Below are 26,337 nucleotides of genomic sequence, written 5' to 3'. Positions count from 1 at the left end.
GCCATGACTATCTGAGAAATTACGTCGCCAGGGGTTTCGGTTATGACTCATCAGCGTTCTGCCATGCGTCCCCACCGGTTGTGCACGGCACGACGTCGCCTGATCGGTCTCAGTGTCAGTGCCGGCGCGTTCGTGACCCTCGGGTTGGGGCCATTGGCCGTTGCGCCGGTGGCCCAGGCCGACTTCGACGACGCGATCGACGCCGCCATCGCACCTTTCGTCAACGCCACCACCAACACCCTCGACTGGGACGCGGTGCTCTCCCCCACCGCCTGGGACACCTTCCTGGCACCCACTCACTGGGACGGCGTGCTGGCCGAACTGGGCGCCCTCGCGGTGCCCGGAACGGCCGGCTTCGACCAGACAGACCTCGCTGAATGGGTGCAGCAGTACCTCTACACCCCGATCCACGCCGGTATGCAAGCCTGGATCACCAGCGACTTCGGCAAATCGGTCAACGACGTGATCAACACGGTGTTCGGCTCGCTGGTGATCGGCAACGGCGTCGACGGAACGGAAGCGATCCCCAACGGCACCGCGGGTGGATGGCTGTTCGGCGACGGCGGCGCAGGTTGGGACAGCACCGAGCCCGGCGTCGCCGGCGGTGACGGCGGCACGGCCGGGCTCTTCGGCACCGGAGGGGCCGGCGGTGACGGCGGCACGGGAGCCATCGGTGGGCACGGCGGCAATGGCGGATGGTTGATCGGCATCGGCGGTGACGGTGGCGACGGCGGCAGCAGCGACGGCGGTGTCGGTGGCTATGGCGGTGACGGCGGTAGCGCAACGGGATGGTTCGGCAGCGGTGGCGACGGTGGCGACGCCGGCGCTGGTGTGTACACCGGTGGCCGCGAGCTGCCCGCCCTCGGCGGAGCCGGCGGCAACGGCAGCTCGCTACTCGGCACCCACGGTGTCCACGGGCAATTCGGCACCCTCGACGGCGCCCCGCCCGGAGGTGTCTCGGATCTCGGCACCAGCGGCGCCTGGATCACCGACAACGACGGACGGGTCGTCGTCCTGCACGGATTCGGCGAGGTGAACAAACGAGCACCGTTCTATCCCGCCGCTGAGAACGAAGGGTTCAGCGACGCCGACGCGGCACTACTGGCCGCCAACGGCTTCAACGTGGTGCGGGTGGGAATCCTGTGGGAAGGCGTGGAGCCCAGACCTGGCGTCATCGACTACGACTACCTCGCCGCGATCAACCAGACCATTCAGACACTGTCCAACCACGGCATCTACACCGTTCTCGACATGCATCAGGACCTCTACGCCGCCGGGCTGGGCGGCCCGATGGGCTACGGCGACGGCGCACCGGACTGGGCCGTACAGACCGGTGGGCTTCCCGACCCCGACACCGGCTGGCCGTGGACCTACGCGCTCAATCCGGCCGAGAACCACGCCTGGGACAAGTTCTGGACGAACGCCGACGCACCCGACGGCATCGGGCTGCAGAACCACTACGCGCAGATGTGGCAAGCCGTTGCGCATTACTTCAAAGACGACCCCCACGTTGTCGGCTATGAGCTGATGAATGAACCGTGGCCGGGCTCGACGTGGTTGTCGACCATCTTCGGCAACTCGTTCTTCGAAGGCCAGCAGCTCACCTCGTTCTACGACCAGGTGGCCTCGGCAATCCGGTCCGTCGACTCGACCACCACGTTGTACTTCGAACCGAGCACGCTGTCCGGCAATCTCCCGATCCCGACCTACCTGGGCGAGGTGGACGACCCGAACACCGTCTTCGCGTTCCACGACTACTGCACCATGACCGCCCTGTTCGGCACCGACTTCGGCTGCTCACTGTGGGAGACGATCGTTCACGGCAACGCCGACGCCTACGCGTCGAAATACGATCTCCCGGTGGCGATCACCGAGTTCGGCGCCTCCACCAACACCGGCTCGATCACCGACACCATGACCGAGGCCAACCGCTATGGCTACAGCTGGATGTTCTGGGACTACACCCTGATCCGCAACCACGACCTGCACACGCCCATAACCGACGAGACCGTCGACTATGCGACCTTGACCACGCTGGCCCAGCCCTACCCACTGGCGGTGGGCGGCACCCCTGGCGCCTGGTCGTTCGCGGACGGCACCTTCAACTTCAGCTACTCGACCGAGATGGCCAGCGGCTCAGGACACTTCGACGCCGGCACCCAAACCGAGATCTCGGTACCGACCCTGCAATACCCCGACGGCTACCAGGTCAGCGTCACCGGAGGACACGTTGTCTCCGCGCCGAACGCCCCTGTGCTGGTGATCGCCTCAGACGGCGGCGCGAACACCATCACCGTCACCGTTACCCCGGCAATCTAGGAGATTCGCGTGACCATGACGGACCGCATCCGCATCCGAAAGACCGTCGGATTTGCCACTGCCACAGGCGCATTCCTGACCTTCGGACTGGCGCCACTGGCTGTCGCGCCGGCAGCCCAGGCAGACTTAGACGACGCGATCGAAGCAGCCATAGCACCCTTCGTGGACGCCACCACCAACGATCTCGACTGGGATGCGGTGTTCTCCCCCACCGCCTGGGATACCTTCTTCGCCCCCGCGCACTGGAACACCATCTTCGGTGAACTCAGTATCCCGGGTGAAGCTGCCGGACCGGCCGCATACGATCCGGCGGACCTGACCGGTTGGCTGGAGCAGTACTTCTACATGCCGATCCACGACGGCATCGAAGCCTGGATCAACAGCGACCTTGGCCAACTGATCAACAACTTCATCAACCAGCCGTTCATCGACCTGACCGGACGCGCGCTGATCGGCGACGGCGTCGATGGGGACTACTTGCATGTCAACGGCACCGACGGTGGTTGGCTGTTCGGCGACGGCGGCAAGGGCTGGGACAGCACCGTAGACCACACGCCCGGTGGCAACGGCGGACACGGCGGACTGTTCGGCATCGGCGGGGACGGCGGCCATGGCGGCCTCGGTGCTTCCGGTGGTGCCGGAGGCGCGGGTGGGGTGCTGATGGGCATCGGCGGAAACGGCGGCGACGGCGGCGACGGCGACCTCGGCTTCAACGGCGGTGCCGGCGGGGCCGGCGGCGCAGGTGGTGACGCGACCGGCTGGTTCTTCGGCCTCGGCGGAAACGGCGGAAACGGCGGCGACGGCGCCGCCGGCGGCACCGGCGTCGCAGGAGGTCACGGGGGCGACGGTGGTAGCGCCACCGGACCGTTCAGCAGCGGCGGCCACGGCGGCGATGCCGGCGACGGCGTCTACAGCGGCCCACGCGATCTGCCCGCCCTCGGCGGGGCCGGCGGCAACGGCGGCCTGCTCGGCAGCCACGGCGACCACGGCCACTTCGGCACCCTCGACGGCGCCCCGCCGGGTGGCGTCTCCGACATCAGTACCGCCGGCAGCTGGCTGGTCGACGGTGACGGACGAGTCGTCGTCCTGCACGGATTCGGCGAGGTGGTCAAAGACCCGCCGTTCTACCCAGCCTCCGAGGGGTTCGGCGACGCCGACGCGGCGCTGCTGGCCGCCAACGGTTTCAATGTGGTGCGGCTCGGCATCATCTGGGCCGGAGTCGAGCCCGAACCCGGCGTCTACGACTACGAGTACCTGGACTTGATCAACCAGACCGCACAGACACTGTCCAACCACGGCATCCGCGTCGTCCTCGACATGCACCAGGACAACTACGGCACCACCTTCTGGGGCGATGGCGCACCGGCGTGGGCGGCGCAGACCGGCGGCCTGGCCAATCCCCACACGCCTTTCCCGTTCCGCTACGTCATGAGCCCGGCGGAGAACTACGCCTGGGATTCGTTCTGGACGAACGCCGACGCGCCCGACGGGATCGGACTGCAGAACCACTACGCGCTGATGTGGCAAGTGGTTGCGAACTACTTCAAAGACGACCCCAACGTGATCGGCTACGAGCTGATGAACGAGCCGTGGCCGGGCTCAACGTGGCTGTCGACCATCTTCGGCGGCTCGTTCTTCGAAGGACAGCAGCTGACCCCGTTCTACAACCAGCTGGCTTCGGCGGTCCGCTCGGTTGATCCGGCCACGCCGCTGTACATCGAACCAAGCGTGCTGTCCGGAAACCTCCCCATCCCGACCTATCTGGGCGAGGTGGACGATCCACGCGTCGTCTTCGCGTTCCATGACTACTGCACCACAACGGCTTTCATGGACAGCAACTTTGGCTGCTCATTGTGGGAGACGATCGTCCACGGCAACGCCGATGCGTACGCATCGCAGTACGACATCCCGTCAGCGATCACCGAGTTCGGCGGAACCACCAACGCCGGCTCGATAGCCGACACCCTCAACGCGGCCAATAGCTATGGCTACAACTGGATGTTCTGGGACTACACCATGCTCCGGTACTGGGACCTGAACCAGCCCATGACCGAAGACAACATCAACATGGACCTGCTGACGCAACTGTCGGAGCCGTATCCGCTCGCCGTGGCCGGCACCCCGGACGCCTGGTCGTTCGACTCCGGCACCTTCGAGCTCAGCTACTCCACCGAGATGGCCAGCGGCACCGGCCACTTCGCTGCCGGCGCACACACCGAGATCTCGGTGCCGAACATCGTCTATCCGGACGGCTACCAGGTCACCGTCACCGGCGGACACGTCGTCTCAGCCCCCAACGCTCCGGTGCTGATCATCGCCTCCGACAGCGGTGCGGGCACCGTCAACGTCGTGGTGAGCCCGGCAGCCGGCTAACGCGTGAAGTACCGCTGGGCGTCGGATCGGTGCAACAGAAAAGTCCCCGCGGCGATCAGTACCGATCCGACAATGCCGGTGGCCGCAACCACCAGCGCGACCGCCGGCCGCGCATCGGCGTGCGACAGCGTGCTGACCGCGTTGACTATCGCCGCGATTCCCCCGCCGGTCAACACCGTGCGCGCCCAGCGGTACCCGGAACGCATCAGCATCAAAAACGTCGTCACCACCACGACCACCACGAGCGCCATCAGTGCGGTGATCGGATAGGTGACCGCGGTCGCGCGGACGTCCGGGGCGGTCAGCAGGCTCACCACGTAGCCGCACGTCATCAACGGCAGGGCGGTCAGCCACAGCCAGAACCCGGTGTCGACGTCCGCCGGGCGGGCCAGCTGGGCGTCCACCGTTGGCTCCGGCCCGTCCGGTAGGCCCGTCACGCCAGCCAACCGGCCGCTTCGGCCGCCCAGTAGCTCAGCACGATGTCGGCGCCGGCCCGCCGGATACCGATGAGGGACTCCAGCGCCGCGGACCGTCCGTCGATCCAGCCGTTGGCGGCGGCCGCGGCGATCATCGCGTACTCACCGGAGACCTGGTATGCGGCGACGGGGACCGAGGACACCGCGGCGGTCGCCGCGATGACGTCCAGGTAGCCCATCGCCGGTTTGACCATGACGATGTCGGCGCCTTCGGCGAGGTCGAGGGTGACCTCTCGCAGCGCCTCGCGGGCGTTGCCGGGTTCCTGCTGGTAGGTGCGACGGTCCCCGGCCAGGGTCGAGGCGACCGCATCCCGGAACGGGCCGTAGAACGCCGAGGCGAACTTCGCCGCGTAGGCCAGGATCACCGTGTCGTGATGCCCGGCAGCGTCCAGCCCGTCGCGGATGGCGGCCACCTGGCCGTCCATCATGCCGCTCGGACTCACCACGTGGGCGCCCGAATCCGCTTGGGCGACAGCCAGTTCCACGTAACATTTCAGGGTGGCGTCGTTGTCGACCCGACCCCGTTCGTCGAGCACCCCGCAGTGGCCGTGATCGGTGAACTCGTCCAGGCAGGTGTCGGCCATCAGCACGGTGGAATCACCGAGGTCGGCGGCCAGATCACGCAGCGCGGTGTTGAGCACCCCGTCGGGAGCCGCGCCGGCCGATCCGGTGCTGTCTTTGTCCGCCGCTGCCGGAACCCCGAACAGCATCAGCCCGCCCACGCCGGCCGCCACCGCCTCGGCGGCCGCGGCGCGCAGCGAGTCACGCGTGTGCTGATACACCCCGGGCATAGAAGGGATCGGCCTCGGCTCGTCGATGCCGTCGGCGACGAACATCGGCAACACCAGATGCCTGGGCTCCAGCGACGTTTGAGCCACCAGCCGGCGCAGCGCCGGAGTGGAACGCAGCCGACGGGGACGCTCTCTCACGCGTTGACTCTGCGATGAGGGCGAAGGCTACTCGCACTTCTTCGCCGTAGGCGCAGAGTCAACGCGGGATGAATCATCGCCTGCGGCTCTTCTTACGCGGCGGCGGCAACGCACCCTCGGCCCGCAGTCGCGCGGCGTGCTCGGCCAGCGCGTCGACCAGCGGACCCACCGCCGCGGTCTCCGGCTGCACGTCCACCCGCAGCCCGAATTCGGCTGCCGTCTCGGCGGTCTTGGGGCCGATGCAGGCCACCAGGGTCCGGGCGTGCGGCTTGCCGGCGATGCCGACCAGGTTGCGCACCGTCGAGCTCGAGGTGAAGCACACCGCGTCGAACCCGCCGGTCTTGATCATCTCGCGGATGGTCGCCGGCGGCGGAGCGGCCCGCACAGTGCGGTAGGCGGTGACGTCCTCGATCTCCCAGCCCCGCTCGCGCAGCCCTTCGGCCAGCGTCTCGGTGGCGATGTCCGCCCGCGGCAACAGCACTCGGTTCACCGGGTCGAAAATATCGTCGTAGGGCGGGAATTCGTCCAGCAGGCCGAGCGAGGACTGCTCACCCGAGGGCACCAGCTCGGGGCTGATCCCGAACGCCCGGACCCGCTCTGCGGTGGCCTCGCCGACGCAGGCGATCTTCACCCCGGAGAACGCCCGAGCGTCCAGACCGAACTCGGCGAACTTCTCCCACACGGCGCGCACCGCGTTGGTCGAGGTGAACACCACCCACTGGTAGCGGCCGTCCACCAAACCCTTGACGGCCCTTTCCATCTGAGCGGGGCTGCGGGGCGGCTCCACGGCGATGGTCGGAACCTCGATCGGCGAGGCGCCGTGCCCGATCAGCCGGTCGCTCATCTCGCCGGCCTGGTCCTTGGTGCGCGGCACCAGAACCGTCCAGCCGTACAGCGCGCGGCTCTCCCACCAGTTCAGCTTGGCCCGGTTGCTGACCGTCTTGCCGATGGTCACCACCAGCGGCCCGGCCGAGGTCTCCTGACCGTTGGGCAGGATGACCGGGTCGATGCTCGCCAGCGCCGACGCCTCCGTCAGACCGCCGAGGCTGGACTCGATCGAGCGCTGCGCGCAGGTGGTACCCGAGGTGGTGACCACGCACGGCGTGTTGTCGGACAGGCCGTACTCGATCAGGGTGCGGGCCGCCTCCGGCAGGTGCGAGGTGGTGGCCTGCAAGATCAGCGGCCCCGGAGCGGCGGCCAGCGCGCCCCAGTCCACGTTCGGGTCGCGGACATCGGCCACCGTGTGCGACGAGCCGAGCGGCAGACCGGCGTAGGTGGGCACCGCGCTCGTGGCGGGCAGTCCCGGCACGATCTCGAACGCAACGTTGGTGCGAGCCACCGCGTTCACCTCGGTGATGACCGCGTCGATCGAGAGCGGATCACCGGCGACCAGCCGCACCACGTCGGCGCCTGCGCGAGCCTCGGCCGCCAGGATCTTCGCCACCTCGGCCGGCTCGCCCAGCGCCGGGCGGATGTCGGGCCCGCCCGGAACGGTCGCGGCCTCGCCGGCAGCGTCAGCGTCGGTGCCGTCGGCGTCGTGGGCCGCGTCGTCGTCGGCCTTGTCCGCCTTGGGCGCCGGGGGCACGGGACCGGCGATCGGAGGCAGGTCCGTGCCGACCAGCGCCAGCACCGCCTCGGGCACGTCGGGGTCGATGAACACCAGCGCGGCGTTCGTCAGCGCCGTCCGTGCCCGCGTCGTCAGCAGGCCCGGGTCGCCAGGACCCGAGCCGACGAAAACAATGCGGCCCGGCTTGGGCTTCTGCCCTCGCACGCTCACTTGGCGAGCCATTCCGTACTCCCCGTCACTTCTCACTCACTTCCGACGCACGTCTTCACCGTGCGTCCGCCATCAGCTCGCGCGCACCCAACTCGAACAGTTCCGCCGCGACCGACACGCCCAGTTCCCGGGCTCGGTCCGGACTGCCGATGCCGGACGCGCGGATCACGTCGGATCCGTCCAGCGCCGCTACGCAACCGCGCAGCGACAGCTCCTCGAAGACCCGGCCGTCCTCATCGATGGACTCGACCACCTCAGCGATCGCGCCCACCGGTGCGGAACAACCCGCCTCCAGTTCGGCGAGCAGGGTCCGCTCGGCGGTAACCGCCAGGCGGGTGTCGGCGTCGTCCAACTCCGCCAGCAGCGCCGCCAGTGCCGTATCACCGGCGCGGCACTCCACCGCCAGTGCCCCTTGGGCCGGAGCCGGCAACATCTGTACCGGTTCCAACGTCTCGGTGACCGCGTCGAGGCGTCCCAGCCGGGCCAGACCCGCCCGGGCTACCACGATGGCGTCGAGTTCGCCGCTGCTTACCCTGTTCAACCTGCTATCTAGGTTGCCTCGTAGGGGGCGAATTTCCAAACCGAGACCCAGTGCTCTAAGCTGTGCCGCCCGCCGCGGCGACGAAGTGCCCACCACGGCACCCGCCGGCAACTCTCCCAGCACCAATCCGTCCCGCGCCACCAGCGCGTCCCGGGCGTCCTCACGAGGCGGATTCGCGGCGAGCAGGAACCGGGAGTCGGCAGCGGTCGGCAGGTCCTTGTGCGAGTGCACGGCGGCATCGACCCGGCCGTCGAGAATGGCCTCGCGCAACGCGGCGGTGAACACTCCCACCCCGATGTCGGCGATCGGCCCGGACGTGACATCCCCTGCCGTGCTGATCACGACCAGTTCAGCGGGGTGTCCGGCGGCCACCAAGGCATCGCGAATGGTCCCGGCCTGGGTGGTGGCCAACAAGCTGCCCCGGGTACCGATGCGGATTACTTCACCCAAAACGTCTACCCGGCCGACCCGGTTTCGGCGCCGACATCCAGTCCGCCCGGCACTACCGGCAGCTCACCGGCGGTCGCGACCGCGTCCACGGCGGTCGGGTCGAGCTCGAACAGTTCGCGCAGCGCCTCGGCGTAGCTGTCACCGCCGGGCGAGCTGGCCAGCTGTTTGACCCGAACGGTGGGGGCGTGCAGCAGCTTGTCGACGACGCGACGCACGGTGCGCGCCACCTCCTCGCGCTGGGCGGCCTCCAGGTCCGGCAGCCGGTGATCCAGCCGCATCAACTCGGCAGTGACCACGTCGGCGGCACGCTGGCGCAGCGCGGTCACGGTCGGGGTGACCTCGGCCATCCGTTGCCCGGCCAGATAGGTGGCAACCTCGCGGGCCACGATGTTGCGCGCGGCCTCGGTGTCGGAAGTGGCGACCTGCGCCGACGGCTCGCGCTGGATCCGGTCCATGTCGATGACCCGCACGCCGGGCAACCCGGCGACCGCGGCGTCCACGTCACGCGGCATGCCCAGGTCGCAGATCACCAGCGGCTGGGTCGCCTCGTCACGGTCACCCCCGGCCAGCGCGTGGTGCACGTCGGCCAGCGACACGACTGGGCTCACCGCGCCGGTGGAGGACACCACGATGTCGGCGCTGATCAGGGTTGCGGCCATCCGGTCCAGCGCGACGGCGTCGGCCGTGACACCGCTCTCGCGGACCTTGCGGGCCAACCGCTGAGCGCGCGGCAGCGAGCGGTTGACGACGTGGATGTGTTCGACCCCGGCGCGCACCAGGTGGGCCGCGGACAGCGCGCCCATCGACCCGGCGCCGATCACCACCGCGGTCCGTCCCCGCAACGCGTCTTCGCCAGACTTCGAGCCCAACTGCTTGGCCGCGATGCCCAGGGCGACCGAGACCACCGACGCGCCGGCGGCGTCGATCCCGGTTTCGGAGTGCACCCGCTTGCCCACCGACAGTGCGCGCTGGGCCAGCTCGTGCAGCACCCGGCCGACGCTGCTGTTGGACTCGGCGGAGGCGTAGGCGCGACGCACCTGGCCCAGCACCTGCTGCTCGCCCACGACCGCGGAGTCCAGGCCGCTGGCCACCGAGAACAGGTGCTCGACGGCGGCCTCGCTGTAGCGGACGTAGGCGTATTTGGTCAGGTCGGCCATCGACATGCCGGAGTGTTCGGAGAGCACCTGCCCGATCGCCGACAACCCGGCGTGGAAGGCGTCGACGACGGCGTAGATCTCCACCCGGTTGCAGGTCGACAGGATCATCGCCTCGGTGACGAGCGGCGATTGCAGCACCTGCTCGACGATCTTGACCTGATCGGATTCAGCGGTGCTGAGCTGCTCGAGTACGGAGACGGGGGCGCTGCGGTGCGAGACCCCGAAGAGCAGGACGCTCACGGCAATATCACCTGGTCCGCTCCTTGCTGTCACCCGTGAACAAACTTCACTCCACGGTAGAGGCTAAAGCGCTGGCCCACCAAATTCGGCGGTTTAGCGAGGCTCGACGGAGGAGAGGCGAAGCTGGAACCGCGACTTGAGCGCCGCGGTTTAGCGAGGCTCGACGGAGGAGAGGCGAAGCTGGAACCGCCTCATGAACCCGCCAAATCGGCACGTAGCCGGGGCTCGTCGACTTCCCAGTAACTGTGCTCTCGTCCGTCGAGCAGCACCACCGGCAGCCGGTCGCCGAATTCCGCTCGCGGGCCGGTGTCACCGGCCCCCGCGGCGGCGTCGACGTCGACGACGTGCAGGTCGAACCCGAGTTCGACCGCCAGCTCGGCCAGCTGGGCCTGCACCTGCACGCAGACCGGGCAACCGTCGCGGGTGAGCAGCTGTACCTGGTGGCGGGTCATGGCTTCAGTGTGGCGCAGGGTGGCTATGTTTTCGCTATGACCAGCGGAAGTGCGGTATCGATCACGAATCTGCTGTATCGCTATGCGGAGTTGATGGACTCCGGTGACCTGGACGGCGCTGCGGCGCTGTTCACCCATGCCCGGATCAAAGCCGACCCCGACGGCACGGTCATCCTCGACAGTGCCGGGATCCTGCAGCTGTGGCGCGGGCTCGTCACCATCCACGCGGACGGCACGCCGCGCACCAAGCACGTGATCACCAACCCGATCCTCGACATCGACGAGGCCGCCGGCACGGCATCCTGCCGGTCCTACTACACGGTGCTGCAGCAGACCGACGCCGTGGCGCTCCAGGTGATCGCCGCCGGCCGCTACCACGACACGTTTGAGCGGGTCGACGACGTTTGGCGGTTCAGTTTCCGCGATTACTCGATGTTCGACCTCAAAGGTGATCTACGCGATCACCTGGGGGTCATCGGCCCTACCGCCGGATAGGGTTGATGACGGCCGGAGCACCGGCCCTACAGCCCAGACGCGGAAGGAGTCGGGTGATGGCATCACCGGGCCCGGCCGAACGGGCATCCGCAGCCGATGTGACATCGCTGATCAACGACGCCAGCGCAGAGCGGGCGCTCGCCGATGTGGCCGACACCGACACGCCCGCACCGGTTGACCTGACCGCCGCGGCGTTCTTCGACGTCGACAACACCCTGGTCCAGGGCTCCTCGATGGTGCACTTCGGTCGTGGACTGGCCGCCCGCAACTACTTCACGTATCGCGATGTCATCGGGTTCGTCTACGCCCAGGCCAAATTTCAGCTCACCGGCAAGGAGAACAGCGACGACGTCGCGGCCGGCCGGCGCAAAGCGCTGGCGTTCATCGAGGGACGGCCGGTGTCGGAGCTGGTCGATCTGGGCGAGGAGATCTACGACGAGATCATCGCCGACAAGATCTGGCCCGGCACCCGTGAGTTGGCCCAGATGCACCTCGACGCCGGCCAGCAGGTGTGGCTGGTCACCGCGACCCCTTATGAGCTGGCCGAGACCATCGCCCGTCGGCTCGGATTGACCGGCGCGCTGGGCACCGTCGCGGAGTCGGTCGACGGGGTGTTCACCGGCCGGCTGGTCGGCGAGATCCTGCACGGGCCGGGCAAAGCGCACGCGGTGCGGTCACTGGCGATCCGGGAGGGGCTGAACCTGCGGCGTTGCACGGCCTACTCCGACAGCTTCAACGACGTGCCGATGCTCTCGCTGGTCGGCACGGCGGTGGCGATCAACCCCGACGCCGCGTTGCGGGAGATGGCACGCAAGCGGGGATGGGAGATCCGCGACTTCCGTACCGCACGGCGGGCGGCGCGGATCGGTGTGCCCTCGGCGCTGGCGCTGGGGGCGGTCGGCGGGGCCCTGGCTGCGGCCGTGGCGCACCGGAACGAGCGCGGCTGAGCTTGCGAAGCGCGCGAGGACCGGTCGACCGCATCAAGCACCGTGGCGCACCGGAACGAGCGCGGCTGAGCTGCTCGCTGATAGGCTTCCGCCGCCGAGCACCACGGCGAGCGGAGGGGTAAACCGGCATGTCAGTACACACCGAATCGCAGGGAGTCATCGGTACCCACTACCGGTTCCCGGACTACTTCGAGGTAGGCCGGGAGAAAATTCGGGAGTTCGCCCGCTCGGTCAAAGACGACCACCCGGCCCATTTCGACGAGGCCGCGGCCACCGAAGCCGGGCATCCGGGGCTGGTGGCATCGCTGACGTTTCTGGCGGTCGCCGGGCGTCAGGTGCAGCTGGAAATCTTCGAAAAATTCGACATACCGATCAACATCTCTCGGGTGCTGCACCGCGACCAGAAGTTCACCTTCCACCGGCCGATCGTGGCCGGTGACAAGTTGTTCTTCGACACCTACCTGGACTCGGTGATCGAGTCGCACGGCACGGTCGTCAGTGAGGTCCGCAGCGAGGTCACCGACGCCAACGGCGAGCCGGTGGTGACCAGTGTGGTCACCATGCTCGGCGAGTCGGTCAACCAGGACGCCGAGACCGAAGCGGCGACGATCGCCGCCCTGGAGGCGATGCGCGATCGGGCGCTGGGCAAGAAGTAGCCCCGCCACCCCGCCGAGGGTGCGTAGTTGTACGCATGCACGCGGCGTGTTGCGCACAAACACGCGCGCTCGCGCAAGAAGCGCAAGAAGCGCAAGAAGCGCAAGAAGTCAGCCGAAGAACATGTTGCGGCGGCCGGCCAGCAGCCGGTACAGCGTCTGCTGAATGGTCTCGCGCACCTGGTCGGTCAGCTCGAAGGTGACCATCGGGTCGTCGGCGGCACCGGCCTCGTAGTCGGTGGTCGCAATCGGCTCGCCGAAGGCGATGTGCCACTTCGACGGCATCGGCACCAGGCCGGCGGGACCGGCCAACGGAAACAGCGGCGTGATCGGGAAATAGGGCACGCCGAGCAACCGGGCCAACAGCTTGACGTCGGCGATCATCGGGTAGATCTCCTCGGAGCCGACGATCGAGCACGGCACGATCGGCGCCTTGGTGCGCAGCGCCGCTGAGACGAAGCCGCCGCGGCCGAACCGCTGCAGCTTGTAGCGGTCCTTGAACCGCTTACCCAGGCCCTTGTAGCCCTCCGGGAACACCGCGGTCAGCTCGCCGGCCTCCAGCAACCGGTTGGCGTCGGCGGTGCAGGCCATGGTGTGGCCCGCCTTGCGGGCGGTCGGGCCGATCATCGGCAGGTCGAATACCAGGTCGGCGGCGAGCATCCGCAGGTTCCGATGGTCGGGGTGGTGGTCGTGCACCGCCACCGAGAGCATCAGCGCATCCATCGGCAACACCCCGGCGTGGTTGGCCACCAGCAGCGCGGGCCCATCGACCGGCAGGTTCTCGATGCCGCTGACCTCGACCCGGAACCAGTCGTTGAAGAACACCCGCAGCAACGGCAGCACAACCGCCTCGTTGAAGTGCGGGTCGAAGCCGAATTCGTCGACCTGATAGTCCCCGGTGATCCGCTCCCGCAGGAACGCGGCGACCGCGGCCACCCGGCGAGTGAGTTCACTCGGGGTGGGCGTTGAGGCGCCGGTGGTTCCCGCGGCGCCGCGGCGCTCGCCGAGCTCGCGGACGACGGCAGCGACCTGATTGGCCGAGGCCTGTTCGGCCGGGCCGGCCAGCGTCGACGGGTGTCGGCGCACAGAACTTGAATGTTTGTGCAGCGGAATGACTTTTGCCTTCGAATCATCAGCCATGGTGTTAACCTCCCCGCACCCTGTTGAAGCTGATATCCCCCAGGCGCTGCGCTGCGCTCACTGTTCGCCGTTCCACCGAACGGACCCACTTGGGATCGACGATCGGGTTCAGTCCCCGACCCCGCACGTAGTCATCGAAAGCTTCGGCGGTGGTCCACTTGGTGCTGTACCCGAGTTCGGTTCGCATTCTAGTCGTGTCCATGACCCGGCCAAAGCTCAGATAGTCCAGCTGTTCCCGGTTGATCTCGGTGTAATTGTTGGCCCGCCGCAGCGAATCCATGACCCACAGCCCGACACCGGGCAGCGGAACCGGAACGCGGCCCGACCGGCGGATGGCCTGCGACATCATGATGATCCCGTCGGCGCCGATGTTGAAGGTGCCGGCCTTGCCGGCCGTGGTGGCTCGCTCCAAGGCGCCCAGCGCGTCTTGCTCGTGTAGCAGCTGCAGCCGCGCATCTCGGCCCACCACCATCGGAACCAGCGGGCCGGCCAGGTAGCGCGACAGCGCGGTGTCCATGGCCGGGCCGATCATGTTGGCCATCCGCAGGATCGTGACCGCGATGTCGGGCCGGCGCCGGCCCAGTCCGCGCGCATAGCCCTCGATGTCGATGCTGTCGCGGGGGAACCCCTGAGTCGGAGGCCGGCGACTGGTGCTGTCCTCGGAGAACAACACCGGGTCACGCGAGCACGACCCGTAGACCTCCGAGGTCGACTTGAGCACCACCCGGCGCACCGAAGGCGCCTTCTGGCAGGCCGCGAACAGCTGCATCGCGCCCATCACGTTGAACTCTTTGAGCGCCGCCCCACCGCCGGACCGCGGCACGTACGACGCCGCTGCCGCGTGCACCACGGTGTCGACGTCGCTGTTTCGAATCACCTTGGCGATAAAGGGGTTACGGATGTCGGCGCGGACAAACTCAGCGCGCCCCATCCGGCGCAGCATGTCCTTGCTCGGCATGACCGCATCCACGGCGATCACCCGGTTGATCAACGGGTTCTGCGTGAGCCTTGCGGTGAGAAACCCACCCAGGAACCGGCACGCACCGGTGACCAACACAACCTTGGGGTAATGCCGGGAGTCACTTCGCGTGCCGTCGCTCGGGGGTCCGGCGTCGTCCACCCCGTCAGCCTAACGGCCACGCCGGAAAAGCAATACCGGCGAGCGGCTCGTTGTCGAGCGTGAAGCCAACGTCACACCCGGCACGGCTCGGGGGCCTGGACGGACCTGGGCGGAGTTACTTACCGAGTTTTCTGCGCTGCACGCGGGTACGGCGAAGCAGCTTGCGGTGCTTCTTCTTCGACATGCGCTTGCGCCGCTTCTTGATGACTGAACCCATGAACTCCGCTATCTGCTTCTGCCCGCGCCGACGAATGGGCGCTGCTGAACTTGATCGACCCGGTTACTTTACCCGTAGGCAGGCACGGACCGGAAAACCGCACCTGGCCGCGGCCACCCAGACAGCCGACCCCGGGCGTCGCCGTGCGGCGACGCCCGGGGGGCGCTTACCTGTCGACCGGCTCTTTAGCCCGCGTCGAAGAAGGACGTCTCCAGCAGATCGTGCACCGCCTTGGCGTGCACTCGGAAAGACCGTCCCACCCGTACCGCGGGCAGCTCGCCGTTGTGCACCAGGCGGTACACCGTCATCTTGCTGACCCGCATCAACGCGGCCACCTCGGCCACGGTGAGAAATTGTGTCGTGTCACGTGCCGAAGGCCCGTTCGCAGACGTCATCGTTACCCATTTCAATCAGGCACGTGCAGTCTCAGCGGCTTCCCCTCCGCTGCGCCCACACGCACAGACATAGAGGAGAATAGCGGGACGGATGGGGTTCCTGCGACTAGTGAGAGCCAATATGTGAAAAATAAGTGAATTACTCTGATGTGATTCTTAGCTGCTCAGAGCGGGTTTTTGCGGCCTGCACCGCCCGATCGATCGAGGTCCGCAGGCCACCGGCCTCCAATTCACGCAGTGCGGCCGCGGTAGTCCCCCCGGGCGAAGTCACCATCGCTCTCAGGTGGGCCGGGGCGGTGTCGATGCCCGCATTCGGCGCCCCGTCGCCCTCGCCGCGCCCCTCCAGCAGCATCTGCGCCGAACCGGCCATCGTCTGCACCGCCAAGTCGGTGGCCGCCTGCCGGCTCAACCCCGCCGCAACCCCGGCATCCACCAGCGCCTCGACCACCAAGAAGAAGTAGGCCGGCCCCGAGCCCGATACCGCGGTGACGGCGTCCATTTGCTCCTCCGGAACGATCGCCACCGTCCCGACGCACTCGAACAGCGCAGCGACCTCACTGACCTGTTCGTTGGTGGCGAACCGGCCCTTTGCCAGCGCGCTGGCACCGGCGCCGACCTTGACCGGGGTATTGGGCATCACCCGCACCACCGCGGCGCCGGCCGGGAGCTTGGACTCCACGTACCCGGTGGTGAGACCGGCCACGATCGTGACCAGCACCTGCTCGGCGCTGTCCCCGGCGGCGGCGGTGACGCTCTTGGCGAACTCGTCGACCACGGCGTCCACATCCTGCGGCTTCACCGCGACGATCACGATGGAAGCGTTCTCGACCGCGTCGGCGACCGAAGTCACCAGTACGGAGTACTTCTCCGACAGCTGCCGAGCCCGGTCGCCGTACCGCTCGGCGACCACCAGGTCCTTGACCGGGCGGCCGGCAGCCAGCAGCCCCGCCAGCAACGCTTCGCCCATGTTGCCGCCACCGATGATCGCGATTCTGGTCATGGCGACAGCATTTCAGACCCGGCCCGCCAGCGCGGTGAAGCCGGGCGCAGCGGGTCGCCCGCTACCGGGCCGCTACCGGGCCGGAACCATCGCCAGTTGGCGGGTCTGCACCACGATTCGGCCCTGGCAGTCGACGACGGTGTGGTCCTCGTCGAACCAGTCCTGACCGATCTGTACGCAGCTGCAGATCACCCGCAGCCAGCCGTTCGCCGGGATGGCCCGCAGATAGGCGGTGAGCTGCACGGTGGGCGCCCAGCCGTTGCGATCGACGGCGTAGGTCACCGGCGCCGACACATCGCCGCACAGCAGCGCGAACAGCACGTCGGGTTCGGCGTCTTTGGGCCGCACCCACATCTCGATCACCGGCGGGCCGCCGTCCGAGCGTGGCCCGAGCGTGGTCAGCGCCGGCCGGATATCGCAGCCGTGTGCCAAGTGCACGATGTGTTCCATCGGATGGCCCGGGCCGATCGGCTCCAAGCCGGGTGGCGGCTCCGGCGTCATCAACGGCACCACCGGGTTGAACGACAGCAGTGGCGGCGCCTGATGCTCGGGCTCGCTGAGGGTGATGACGGCGCGCACCGCGGTGCGCTCGCCCTGGTTGAGTTCGACGTCGACGAGGCTGACCCGGCGGCCGCGCTTGCGGATCGTGGTCACCAGTTGCATGGGGCCGGGGTCGGGTGCCCACAGATAGCTGGCCGACACCGCGACCGGCTGCAATCCCCCACCGTGGGCGGTGCGTGCGGCGTTGGCGCACAACGCCAGCATCGCGCCGCCGTGCACCTTCGGACCGATGGTCCAGTGCTCGTTTAGCTCACCGGCGAAGGACGCGACATCGTCGTCACCATCGATCCGCACCAACGTCATGGCATCGGTGAACAGCGTGGATGAAGTCACGCACGGGCTCCTTACGAGTCAGCGATCAGCGCAGCAGATGCGTCCGGGCGAAATGCAGCGATTCGGTCAGCAGAGCCTCGCGCTCGTGTGGCGAGCGCGCTTGCGAGGTGGTCACTTCCAGCACCACGTGGCCGGTGAAGTCACTGGCGGCCAGCAGCTGACACACTTCGGCGGTGGGCTGGTCGCCACGGCCGGGCACCAGATGCTCATCGGCCGGCAGCCCGGTGCCGTCACACAGGTGCAGGTGCGTCAGCCCCGAGCCCATCCGACGGGCCATCTCCAAGCCGTCGGCGCCGGCGGTCGCGGTGTGTGACAGGTCCAAGGTGTAGTGCGCATGGTTGCCGTCGAGTGGATCGTGGGACGGCGCGAACGCCGAAATCCCCGCTCCCGGACCACCTCCGCGGCGACGCATCCGCTCGCGGGACTGATCGGCGCCGAAGAACCGGTCGGCCCGGAACGGGAACATGTTCTCCACCGCCACCGCCACATCGCTGGTGGACTCCAATTCGGCGACCTGATCGCTGAAGCCCTCGGCGTAGCGCCGCTGCCAGCGAAACGGCGGATGCACCACCACGGTTTGGGCGTCGAGCTGCTCTGCGGCCCGGACGCTGCGTTCCAGCTTGGCGATCGGGTTGGAACCCCATACCCGTTGTGAGATCAACAGACACGGTGCGTGCACCGACAGCACCGGTATCCGGTACTTGCGCGACAGCCGCCGGACGGCACCGATGTCCTGGCTGACCGACTCCCCCCACACCATCAGTTCGACACCGTCGTAGCCGAGCCGGGCCGCGTATTCGAAGGCGGCCTCGGCCCGCATGGGGTAAACCGAAGCCGTCGACAATCCGACCTTGATGGCTGGGCGCACGGACTAATAGTGAACGGCTAATTGGCGTGCAACGCCAGCGGCCCCAACGTAACCAGCAAACCGACCGCGACGGCGATCAACGTGCTGACGATGTCGACGGTCTTGCGGACGGCCTGCACCGCAGCCACCAGACCGAGCGTGACCAGGACCGTGAGCACCAGGGCCACGATGCTGTTCCACCGCCACAGCTGGTCGAAAGCGATGAACAGGCCGCCGCCGAACGCCACCGCCAGGATCGACTGCAGCACCACCAACGCGCCGCCCACCACGCCCGGCCGGCCGAGGTACTGGTCAGCCGTCTCGGCTTCAGCGGCCGCGGCGCTGTCGGCACCGGCGTCCTCGGCGTCGGCGTCAGCAACCAGGGCCCCGCCCGCACGGTCGGTGGAGCGGGCCTTGGTCAGGAACGACCGCACGAATGCGGAATCCCCGGTGGGCAGGTCGGCGTCACGGACATCGCCGGCCATCACGTCGACGGCGAGATCGGTGTAGGTGTCAACCGGATCCGGACGCATCCGTTCGGCGCCGGAGCCCGCCGACCGGGTTTCGGCCGGTTGGCCGTTCTCCGCGACGGGCGGGTCGGAGCGACGCATCGGCCGGGGGTAAGCACTCTGCTCCGGCCCGGAGCCGCGTGGCGCGGCTTGCGGCGGGGACTTGGGCCAGCGCGGCTCGGCTGCCGGCCGCTTGCCGGATTCCACCCGCTGCGCGGGACGCGGCCCGGTCACGGGCCGGTCCTCGTCGACGAACCCGGGTGCCGGGCCGATGGGCAGCGCGCCGCTCGGCTCGCTGTCGGTGCTTGCCGAGGACGGGGCCGAGACCTCGGGCTCGGGCGGAGCCTCGTCACGGATGATCGGGATCTCCCCGGTCAGTTCGGCGACCGTGACGGCGTCGGCATTGCCGCGCCTGCGCCGGCGGCGGCCGGTGACCGGCGGAGAACCGATGTTGCCGTTCTTGGCGAGCAGTTCGGCAACCGAGATCGGTCGCGTCTCGACGTCGCGAGGGTCGGGCTTGGGTCCACTCATCGGTCCGCTCCCTTTGGCCGCGCCCCGGCCATGTTCACCGCTGGGGATCCGAACAGGGTGACACCGTCGGCTTCGCTGTCGAGTCGGCGCAGGATCAAGCCCTCCCGCAGCGCCCACGGGCAAATCTCCACCGTTTCGATCGACAGCGCTCGCATGCTCGCTTCCGCCACCAGAGCACCCGCCACGATCTGTGGCGCTCGCTCGGCGCTCACCCCTTCCAATTCGGCCCGATCAGCCGTGGTCATCCTAGAGATGAATGATATGAGCTGCCTAAGGCCGGTGGCGGTCAATGTGCGCCGGACGCGCGGCCCGGCGGCCGACGGAGCTGCGCCGGTGAGCCGCGCCAGCGAACGAAAGGTCTTCGAGCTCGCGACCGCGAGATCGGGCGGCCCGGCGTCCAGCACGGCCGCAGCGGCACCTGCGAGCTCGGTGTCCAGCCAGTCCCGCAGCATGGCCACCCGGCGCCGGCCGGGCGGGTCTTCGGTCAGCCACTCCCGGGTGAGCCGTCCGGCCCCCAACGGCAGCGACAGCGCGACGTCCGGTTCCTCGTCGACACCGCTGGACATCTCCAGCGACCCGCCACCGATGTCGAGGTTGTTGATCCGTCCGGCGCTCCAGCCGAACCAGCGCCGCACCGCCAGGAACGTCAGCCGGGATTCGTCTTCGCCGGCGAGCACCTGCAATTCGACACCGGCCTCCGAACGCACCCGGGCCAGCACATCTTCGGAGTTGGACGCGTCGCGCACCGCCGAGGTGGCGAACGCCACCAGCTCCGCACAGCCCGAACTCGCTGCGATCGTGGCGAATTCGCCGACCGTGGACACCAGCTTGTCGGCTCCGCGCCGGGTGATCTTGCCGGAGCTGTCGGTCGCCTCGGCCAGCCGCAGCGTGGCCTTGGTCGAGCTCATGGGAGTCGGGTGACCACCCCGGTGGGCATCGACCACCAATAGGTGGACGGTGTTGCTGCCGACGTCGAGCACCCCTAATCGCACGCACCCAACTTAGTGGGGTGAAGCCCAGACGAGGTGAGGCAACGTGAATTTCTGGTCTAGCGTGGAGTTTTGTGACCCCCGCGCAGCGCCGCTCCCATCCTGGTGAGGTCGATCTGGACTTCCCCCGCGAATGGGTGGAGTTCTACGACCCCGACAACCCCGAACACCTGATCGCCGCCGACCTCACGTGGCTGCTGTCCCGGTGGACCTGTGTTTTCGGCACCCCCGCGTGCCGGGGCATCGTGGCCGGCCGCCCCGACGACGGGTGCTGTTCGCACGGCGCCTTCCTGTGTGACGACGACGACCGCGCCACCCTCGATGACGCGGTCGCCCAGCTCACCGACGCCGACTGGCAGCTGCGGGACAAAGGCCTGGGCAAAAAGGGTTACCTGGAATACGACGAGAACGACGGTGAGCAACAACTGCGCACCCGCACCGTCAAGGGCGCCTGCATCTTCCTGAACCGGCCGGGATTCGCCGGCGGTGCGGGCTGCGCACTGCACATCAAGGCCGTTCGCCTCGGCGTGGAACCCCTGACGATGAAGCCCGAGGTGTGCTGGCAGCTGCCGATCCGGCGCACCCAGGATTGGGTCACCCGCCCCGACGACACCGAGATCCTCAAGACCACGATCACCGAATTCGATCGGCGTGGCTGGGGCCCGGGCGGCGAAGACCTGCACTGGTACTGCACCGGCGACCCCCAAACCCACGTCGGCACCCGGCAGGTCTGGCAGAGTCTGGCCCCCGAACTGACCGAGTTGCTGGGCGCCAAGGCCTACGCCGAGCTGGCGGCGATCTGTGAGCGGCGCAACGAGCTCGGCCTGGTGGCTGTCCACCCCGCGACCCGGGCGGCCCGGCGCACCTGAGCGGAGCATGGTGCACTTGGGTGGCCGCAAATTCATGACTGAATAGCCGCAGGTCAGCCAGCACTTTCTCGCCGTAGCGCGAGCGTGGCGCCAGGATGCGGGTGGTCGTTGTCACCACCGAACGATTTTCGGCAGGCGACCAGCGCCGGTATGATCGGCCAAGAGCGCCGCGTAGCGCACCAACTTCGCGGAGTGCGTACTGAATTGAGAAACGCGCCCAACGCGGGCATGATCGCCTATATTACGACGCCCGCCGGAGATTCATGATCAGGACCAAGATGCATACCGTGGATATGGAGCTCGACCGGAACGGACACACGCCGCCGGTCGTTCTTAGGCCTCCCGTGGTCCTGGAAGCGCGCAAACTCAACAAACAGTTCGGCGAGGGCGATACCGCCACGCCGATTTTGCGCAACATCGATATCCAGATAACCCGTGGCGAATTCGTCGCCATGGTCGGGCCGTCCGGTTCGGGCAAGTCCACCCTGCTGAGCATCCTCGGCCTGCTGGACATGCCGACCAGCGGCGATGTCCTCATCAACGGCCAGAGCGTCTCGCAGCTCTCGCGCAAGCAGTTGGCTGCCGTGCGATGTCAGACGCTCGGTTACGTCTTCCAAGCCTTCAACCTTCTGGCAGGCCTGTCAGTGGTCGAGAACGTGATGCTCCCGGGCCTGCTGGCCGGTAAATCCGGCCGCGCCCAGCACGCCCATGCGATGAGCCTGCTCGACCAGGTCGGCCTGGCCGCCAAGTCCAAGCGCGTCCCGTCGGAATTGTCCGGCGGCGAACAACAGCGCGTCGCGGTTGCCCGGGCGCTGTTCATGAAACCGGACGTGATTCTCGCCGATGAGCCCACCGGCAACCTGGACACCGTAAATGGCCAGCGGGTTATCGATGCGCTGTATAACTTGAATGCAGCAGGCCAGACAATTGTTCTGGTGACCCACGACCGGAAAATAGCTGACGACGCTCCTCGTCTGATTTCATTGCTCGACGGTGAAATTGAGACCGACAGCGGAATGGCTCACGCGGCAAATAATGTGACATGGCTCGCGGAACATTAGCCGCGACATTCGGCCTGCTGCGGATAATCAACTTCCGGGCCGTCCGTAAACACGCATTCCGGGCCGCACTGGCCGCATTCTCGCTCGGCGGCGGCGTAGCCGTCGTGGTGGCCGTCATGATCGAGGTCACCAGCGTCTCCAAGGCCGTCGAAGACGTCGGCTACCAGATCGCCGGGCCCGCCCCCCTGCGCGTGGTCGGTGCGGCCACCCGTGGCGGCATCAGTCCCGCCGTCGTCGAAGACTCCCGGGCGGTGCCCGGGGTGGCGGCCGTGGTGCCGGTCATCCGCGGCGTGACGATGATCCACAACGACGGCAAGGAGAGCTTCGGGCTGGGGCTGGGCGTGGACTGCTCGGCACAGTGGATCGTCGACCCGAAGGTCTGCCAGACCGGGCAGGCCGAACCCCCGCCGGCGATCTCGAAGTCGCTGGGCGACTCGCTGAACTCTTCGGCGACCCTGGTCACCGATGTCGGGCAGCTGTCGGTGGAGAAGTTCCAGCGGGTAGCTGACCTCGACGACGTCAACAACGGCCTGGTCGCGGTGCTGCCGCTGAGCATGGCGAAAGTGCAGTTCGCCCGCGGCGACCGGGTGGACTTGCTGTATGTGACCCTGGACAAGGACGCCAACCCCGACGAGGTCCAGCAGCGGCTGAAGACCACCCTTGGTCCCACCTACACCGTGCAGCCCCGCAGCGAGCCGGCGAAGGGTTACAACGTCAACGACGTGCTGCTGCCCCTGCTGGGGATCTTCGCCCTGATCTCGATCGGTGTCGGGGTCATCCTGATCACCCAGATCACCCGGCTCTCGGTGGAGGAGCGCCGACGCGAGATCGCGATCGCCTCCGCGTTGGGGGCCTCGCCCGCGTCGATCATGACCGGATTCCTCAGCGAGGCCGCACTGTTGGGCGCGGTGGGCTCGGCGATGGGTGTGCTGACCGGCATCGTGATCTCCGAACCCATCGTGGCCAGCGCCAGCGAGCTGACCGAACGCTTCGTCGGCGTCACCGTCCCGGTGATCCTCAAGCCCGCGATCCTGGTCGTCGGCGTCCTGGCCGGCATCTTGCTGGCGGTGGGGGCCGCGATCGGCCCCGCCCTGTCGGCGTCCAACACTCCCATCGCGGCCGAGCTGTCGGGCCGAGCGGCGCAGGAACAGACCACGCAGCGCAAGATCTGGTTCAAGGCGCTGCTGCTGCTGGCGATCGGCCTGAGCGGCGTGATCGCGGCACGGCTGGCCACGCTGTCCGGCGCGCTGGTCGCGTGGCAGGCCATCATCGCCGACGTGGGAGCGGTCGTCGCCCTCGTCGGACTCCTGCTGGCTACGGCGTACCTGAGCGCGCAGGCGATCACCAGCCTGCGCCCCCGGCCGGACAAGTCCAGCGGGGCAACGCTGACCATCGCGCTCAACGCGCTGCGCTCGGACCGGTCACGCACCGCGGCCATCTCCGGAGCCATCGCCGTGCCCGTCGTGGTCGCCATCTTGCTGTCCGGGTTCCTGGTGGCGATCCACATCGGCGCCACCAAGGTCGCCGAATCGCAGGCGGACGGCCGCATTGCCATCACTACGACGCAGTTCGCCGATTACGGGCCCATTGATGCCCGATTCGCTCCGCAGACGGTCAACAAACTGAACTCGGTGGCCGGGGTGGAAAAGACCGAGCGGATGGCGGAAATCGAGATCAGCCTCAAGGACGGGTCGTTAGCGCATATTCAGGCGCAAGACCGGCCGACATTTCCGTTCGGATTACTCGCGGGGCAATCCCCGGAGGCAAGCCAGAAAGCCAATCAGGTCGTCATCGGCAGCGTCCTCGCGCGCGAGAAAAATCTCCACATCGGTAACACTCTTGTTTTTGGAAGTGGACTCGACGCGCAGGCAATGAGCATCGGCACCATCGTGGCTACGCCGGAATACGGCGGCCGTCGCATCTACATGCCCTACGCGGTCGCCGAGCAGATCTACGGCCCCCAGCCCGCCGGCCTGATCTTCGCCACCCCGGCGTCCGGGTTCACCGCCGGTCAGGTCATCGAGAACATCAAGGCCGCGCAGTTCGACCAGCCGGTGACCGCGGTGGACACCGACGGTTACGCCGCCGACATCGCGGCCTCCATCGGCCGCTACCTCACGCCGCTGAACACCCTGAAGTACGGCCTGCTCGCGATCGCCTTCATCTCGGTGCTGTCGACGCTGCTGTTGGTCGGTATCCGCCGCAGGCGCGAGGTGGCGCTGATCCAGGCGCTGGGCGCCACCCGCCTGCGCGTGTTCAGCATCACCACCATCGAGGCCGTCGTCGCCGGCGCCGCCGGCGGACTGTTCGGGGCGGTGCTCGCGATCGCCATCTCCGAGGCGGTGCGGCGGGCCGCCGTCGTCAACGTCGGGCTGGTCACCCCGCTGGTATTCCCGTGGACCGACGCGGTGGTCTACGCCGTGCTGGCCACCGTCGCCGCGATCTTCGCGGCCATCATTCCCGCCTGGAAGAGCACCCGGTCCACCCCGGCGACCGAACTCCGCGACGAGTGAGCTCGCCGCGCTGACCCGTTAAGGATGCGATGACAGCCACCACCCCCACCGTTCCGGGTTTCACCGGCGACGCCGTCTACCCGGGCGATGCCCGCTACGACGAGGTGCGCCAGGTCTTCAACGGGATGATCGACAAGCGGCCGCGGGTGGTACTGCAGTGCCGCTCGCAGGACGACGTCGTCGCCGCTGTGCGTTATGCCGTGGACTCCGGTGCCGAAATCGCGGTGCGCAGCGGCGGTCACAGCGTCGCCGGCCACTCGGCCACCGAAGGCGGCATCGTGATCGACCTGACGCAGATGCGCGGGGTGCGAGTCGACGCCGAGAAGCGGATCGCCTACGCCGACGCCGGCGCCACCTGGGGCGATGTCGACCCGGTGACCAGCAAGTACGGCCTGGCGACCCCCGGTGGGGTGGTGTCGACCACGGGCTTGGGTGGATTCGGGCTCGGCGGCGGCATCGGCTGGCTCTCCCGCGCCCACGGCATGACCTGCGACAACCTGATCGGAGCCACCCTGGTGACGGCATCCGGCGAGGTGCTGACGGTCAGCGAGACCGAGAACGCCGACGTGCTGTGGGGCCTGCGCGGCGGAGGCGGCAACTTCGGCGTCGTGACGCAGTTCGTGCTGCGCCTGCACCCGATCAACGGTGTGGTGGCCGGCGTGCAGTCCTACCCCGACACCGACGCCGAGGCAGCCCTCAAGCACTTCCGCGCCCAGATGGACAACGCGCCCGACAGTCTGGCGTCCATCCTCGACTTCTCCACCGACTTCACGACGGGCCAATCGCTGGTCAACGTGCTGGCCTGCTCGACGCGGACCGACCAGATCGGCAGCGACGACGTCAGCGCGCTGCTCAACGTTCGCGGCGTGGCCGCCAAGCCCGTGGTGGCCGTCCAGCACAAGCTGGACTACTCGACCTGGCAGCAGGCCCTCGATTACACGGCGCCGTACGGCTGGCTGAACTACTGGAAGTCGCTGTTCGTCACCGAGCTCACCGACGAGGCCATCCGGCGCATCGCCCTACTGGGGCGGTCGCGGCCCTCGGCGCAGACCCGACTGCACCTGATCCGGCTCGGCGGGTACGCCAGCCGGGTTCCGGAGGAGTCGACGGCCATCGTCGCCCGCCACCACCCCTACATCATTCATTTGATGGCGACGTGGACCGACCCCGCCGACAGCGCGCGCTGCACGGCGTGGGCCCGGCAGGCCTTCGAGATCCTGCGGCCGCTGGGCCCGGACAGCGCCTATCTGAACTTCGTCGGCGACGAAGGGCAGGACCGCATTCGCGCGACATTCGGCGACGCCGGATACCGACGTCTCGCCGAACTCAAGGCACGCCTGGACCCGACCAACCGGTTCACCCTCAACCACAACATCGAGCCCGCGACGGGGAGCTGACCGCTCCGCAGTTCTCAGTGTGTCGCCAACGCCGACACACGTTTAC

General features: G+C 68.0%; 24 protein-coding genes. 9 read left to right on the top strand and 15 right to left on the bottom strand.

All coding sequences use genetic code 11. The features are described 5' to 3' along the window. Positions 1-63 precede the first annotated feature (63 nt). Complete coding sequence (locus K3U94_RS02940; RefSeq protein ID WP_220695525.1) at positions 64-2,319, top strand: cellulase family glycosylhydrolase; 2,256 nt, start codon at positions 64-66, stop codon at positions 2,317-2,319. Between the two features lie 15 nt (positions 2,320-2,334). Beyond that, a complete protein-coding gene (locus tag K3U94_RS24035; RefSeq protein ID WP_082134107.1) occupies positions 2,335-4,692 on the top strand; it encodes a cellulase family glycosylhydrolase in 2,358 nt (785 codons plus the stop codon). Here the strand turns inward: K3U94_RS24035 and K3U94_RS02930 are convergent. The 6 genes from K3U94_RS02930 to K3U94_RS02905 form a co-directional block, all read right to left on the bottom strand. Beyond that, on the bottom strand, positions 4,689-5,129 hold the full coding sequence (locus K3U94_RS02930) for a hypothetical protein (protein ID WP_220695524.1): 441 nt from the start codon (positions 5,127-5,129) through the stop codon (positions 4,689-4,691). The genes K3U94_RS24035 and K3U94_RS02930 overlap by 4 nt on opposite strands. Continuing rightward, a complete protein-coding gene (hemB, locus tag K3U94_RS02925) occupies positions 5,126-6,097 on the bottom strand; it encodes a porphobilinogen synthase (RefSeq protein WP_220695523.1) in 972 nt (323 codons plus the stop codon). The genes K3U94_RS02930 and hemB overlap by 4 nt, the downstream gene beginning before the upstream one ends. 73 nt (positions 6,098-6,170) lie before the next feature. Further along, positions 6,171-7,886 (bottom strand): bifunctional uroporphyrinogen-III C-methyltransferase/uroporphyrinogen-III synthase, encoded by a 1,716-nt coding sequence (locus tag K3U94_RS02920; protein WP_220695522.1) that lies wholly within the window; start codon positions 7,884-7,886, stop codon positions 6,171-6,173. A gap of 43 nt (positions 7,887-7,929) precedes the next feature. Then, complete coding sequence (gene hemC / locus K3U94_RS02915; RefSeq protein WP_047319660.1) at positions 7,930-8,865, bottom strand: hydroxymethylbilane synthase; 936 nt, start codon at positions 8,863-8,865, stop codon at positions 7,930-7,932. A gap of 5 nt (positions 8,866-8,870) precedes the next feature. Then, a complete protein-coding gene (locus K3U94_RS02910) occupies positions 8,871-10,262 on the bottom strand; it encodes a glutamyl-tRNA reductase (RefSeq protein ID WP_047319659.1) in 1,392 nt (463 codons plus the stop codon). A 191-nt stretch (positions 10,263-10,453) separates the two neighbouring features. After that, positions 10,454-10,714 carry a glutaredoxin family protein gene (locus K3U94_RS02905; protein WP_220695521.1) on the bottom strand — a complete coding sequence of 87 codons (261 nt, stop codon included), beginning with the start codon at positions 10,712-10,714 and terminating at the stop codon, positions 10,454-10,456. Positions 10,715-10,750: 36 nt separating this feature from the next. On the opposite strand from K3U94_RS02905, the gene K3U94_RS02900 reads away from it, so the two are divergent. From K3U94_RS02900 to K3U94_RS02890, 3 genes are all read left to right on the top strand, one after another. Then, positions 10,751-11,209 (top strand): nuclear transport factor 2 family protein, encoded by a 459-nt coding sequence (locus tag K3U94_RS02900; protein ID WP_047319728.1) that lies wholly within the window; start codon positions 10,751-10,753, stop codon positions 11,207-11,209. Between the two features lie 56 nt (positions 11,210-11,265). Further along, entirely contained in the window at positions 11,266-12,156 is an 891-nt protein-coding gene (locus tag K3U94_RS02895) for an HAD family hydrolase (RefSeq protein WP_047319658.1), read from the top strand. A gap of 128 nt (positions 12,157-12,284) precedes the next feature. Beyond that, positions 12,285-12,812, top strand: a complete 528-nt coding sequence (locus K3U94_RS02890; protein WP_047319657.1) for an FAS1-like dehydratase domain-containing protein — start codon at positions 12,285-12,287, stop codon at positions 12,810-12,812. Positions 12,813-12,920: 108 nt separating this feature from the next. Here the strand turns inward: K3U94_RS02890 and K3U94_RS02885 are convergent, their stop codons facing one another. From K3U94_RS02885 to K3U94_RS02845, 9 genes are all read right to left on the bottom strand, one after another. Next, complete coding sequence (locus K3U94_RS02885) at positions 12,921-13,949, bottom strand: lysophospholipid acyltransferase family protein (protein WP_220695520.1); 1,029 nt, start codon at positions 13,947-13,949, stop codon at positions 12,921-12,923. A gap of 4 nt (positions 13,950-13,953) precedes the next feature. Continuing rightward, complete coding sequence (locus K3U94_RS02880) at positions 13,954-15,069, bottom strand: SDR family oxidoreductase (RefSeq protein ID WP_220695519.1); 1,116 nt, start codon at positions 15,067-15,069, stop codon at positions 13,954-13,956. 115 nt (positions 15,070-15,184) lie between these two features. Then, positions 15,185-15,286, bottom strand: coding sequence for a 30S ribosomal protein bS22 (locus tag K3U94_RS02875; RefSeq protein ID WP_003402602.1), 102 nt, complete (start codon positions 15,284-15,286; stop codon positions 15,185-15,187). A 185-nt stretch (positions 15,287-15,471) separates the two neighbouring features. Further along, positions 15,472-15,681, bottom strand: a complete 210-nt coding sequence (locus tag K3U94_RS02870) for a helix-turn-helix domain-containing protein (RefSeq protein WP_024442553.1) — start codon at positions 15,679-15,681, stop codon at positions 15,472-15,474. Between the two features lie 139 nt (positions 15,682-15,820). Further along, positions 15,821-16,681: a pyrroline-5-carboxylate reductase gene (gene proC / locus K3U94_RS02865; RefSeq protein ID WP_047319654.1), complete on the bottom strand. Its 861-nt coding sequence runs from the start codon at positions 16,679-16,681 to the stop codon at positions 15,821-15,823. A 72-nt stretch (positions 16,682-16,753) separates the two neighbouring features. Then, positions 16,754-17,575, bottom strand: coding sequence for a thioesterase family protein (locus tag K3U94_RS02860; protein ID WP_047319653.1), 822 nt, complete (start codon positions 17,573-17,575; stop codon positions 16,754-16,756). A 25-nt stretch (positions 17,576-17,600) separates the two neighbouring features. Next, a complete protein-coding gene (locus K3U94_RS02855) occupies positions 17,601-18,443 on the bottom strand; it encodes a sugar phosphate isomerase/epimerase family protein (protein ID WP_220695518.1) in 843 nt (280 codons plus the stop codon). Positions 18,444-18,460: 17 nt separating this feature from the next. After that, positions 18,461-19,462, bottom strand: coding sequence for an Rv0497 family membrane protein (locus K3U94_RS02850; protein ID WP_220695517.1), 1,002 nt, complete (start codon positions 19,460-19,462; stop codon positions 18,461-18,463). Then, positions 19,459-20,454 (bottom strand): Ppx/GppA family phosphatase, encoded by a 996-nt coding sequence (locus K3U94_RS02845; RefSeq protein ID WP_047319650.1) that lies wholly within the window; start codon positions 20,452-20,454, stop codon positions 19,459-19,461. Before K3U94_RS02845 ends, K3U94_RS02850 begins: the two co-directional genes overlap by 4 nt. A 71-nt stretch (positions 20,455-20,525) precedes the next feature. Between K3U94_RS02845 and K3U94_RS02840 the strand changes: the two genes are divergently transcribed. The 4 genes from K3U94_RS02840 to K3U94_RS02825 all read left to right on the top strand — a co-directional run bounded on the left by K3U94_RS02840 (position 20,526) and on the right by K3U94_RS02825 (position 26,291). Continuing rightward, positions 20,526-21,320 (top strand): DUF3109 family protein, encoded by a 795-nt coding sequence (locus K3U94_RS02840; RefSeq protein ID WP_220695516.1) that lies wholly within the window; start codon positions 20,526-20,528, stop codon positions 21,318-21,320. Positions 21,321-21,613: 293 nt separating this feature from the next. Then, positions 21,614-22,381, top strand: coding sequence for an ABC transporter ATP-binding protein (locus tag K3U94_RS02835; RefSeq protein WP_047319727.1), 768 nt, complete (start codon positions 21,614-21,616; stop codon positions 22,379-22,381). Continuing rightward, complete coding sequence (locus K3U94_RS02830) at positions 22,363-24,894, top strand: FtsX-like permease family protein (protein WP_230987370.1); 2,532 nt, start codon at positions 22,363-22,365, stop codon at positions 24,892-24,894. Before K3U94_RS02835 ends, K3U94_RS02830 begins: the two co-directional genes overlap by 19 nt. 29 nt (positions 24,895-24,923) lie before the next feature. Beyond that, positions 24,924-26,291 carry an FAD-binding oxidoreductase gene (locus K3U94_RS02825; protein ID WP_220695515.1) on the top strand — a complete coding sequence of 456 codons (1,368 nt, stop codon included), beginning with the start codon at positions 24,924-24,926 and terminating at the stop codon, positions 26,289-26,291. Positions 26,292-26,337: the final 46 nt, after the last annotated feature.

Origin of the sequence: Mycolicibacter heraklionensis, from assembly GCF_019645815.1 — a bacterium.
Classification (GTDB): Bacteria; Actinomycetota; Actinomycetes; order Mycobacteriales; family Mycobacteriaceae; genus Mycobacterium; species Mycobacterium heraklionense.
The sequence above is the reverse complement of the archived record's forward strand: the minus strand, read 5'-3'. Positions and strand labels throughout refer to the sequence as shown.

Bases quoted from the DNA above. Each gene is read 5' to 3' on its own strand.
- K3U94_RS02940 (WP_220695525.1), top strand. From the start codon at position 64: ATGCGTCCCCACCGGTTGTGCACGGCACGACGTCGCCTGATCGGTCTC.
- K3U94_RS24035 (WP_082134107.1), top strand. From the start codon at position 2,335: ATGACGGACCGCATCCGCATCCGAAAGACCGTCGGATTTGCCACTGCC.
- K3U94_RS02920 (WP_220695522.1), bottom strand. From the start codon at position 7,886: ATGGCTCGCCAAGTGAGCGTGCGAGGGCAGAAGCCCAAGCCGGGCCGC.
- K3U94_RS02905 (WP_220695521.1), bottom strand. From the start codon at position 10,714: ATGACCCGCCACCAGGTACAGCTGCTCACCCGCGACGGTTGCCCGGTC.
- K3U94_RS02900 (WP_047319728.1), top strand. From the start codon at position 10,751: ATGACCAGCGGAAGTGCGGTATCGATCACGAATCTGCTGTATCGCTAT.
- K3U94_RS02895 (WP_047319658.1), top strand. From the start codon at position 11,266: ATGGCATCACCGGGCCCGGCCGAACGGGCATCCGCAGCCGATGTGACA.
- K3U94_RS02890 (WP_047319657.1), top strand. From the start codon at position 12,285: ATGTCAGTACACACCGAATCGCAGGGAGTCATCGGTACCCACTACCGG.
- K3U94_RS02885 (WP_220695520.1), bottom strand. From the start codon at position 13,949: ATGGCTGATGATTCGAAGGCAAAAGTCATTCCGCTGCACAAACATTCA.
- K3U94_RS02875 (WP_003402602.1), bottom strand. From the start codon at position 15,286: ATGGGTTCAGTCATCAAGAAGCGGCGCAAGCGCATGTCGAAGAAGAAG.
- K3U94_RS02870 (WP_024442553.1), bottom strand. From the start codon at position 15,681: ATGACGTCTGCGAACGGGCCTTCGGCACGTGACACGACACAATTTCTC.
- proC (WP_047319654.1), bottom strand. From the start codon at position 16,681: ATGACCAGAATCGCGATCATCGGTGGCGGCAACATGGGCGAAGCGTTG.
- K3U94_RS02850 (WP_220695517.1), bottom strand. From the start codon at position 19,462: ATGAGTGGACCCAAGCCCGACCCTCGCGACGTCGAGACGCGACCGATC.
- K3U94_RS02835 (WP_047319727.1), top strand. From the start codon at position 21,614: ATGGAGCTCGACCGGAACGGACACACGCCGCCGGTCGTTCTTAGGCCT.
- K3U94_RS02830 (WP_230987370.1), top strand. From the start codon at position 22,363: ATGGCTCGCGGAACATTAGCCGCGACATTCGGCCTGCTGCGGATAATC.
- K3U94_RS02825 (WP_220695515.1), top strand. From the start codon at position 24,924: ATGACAGCCACCACCCCCACCGTTCCGGGTTTCACCGGCGACGCCGTC.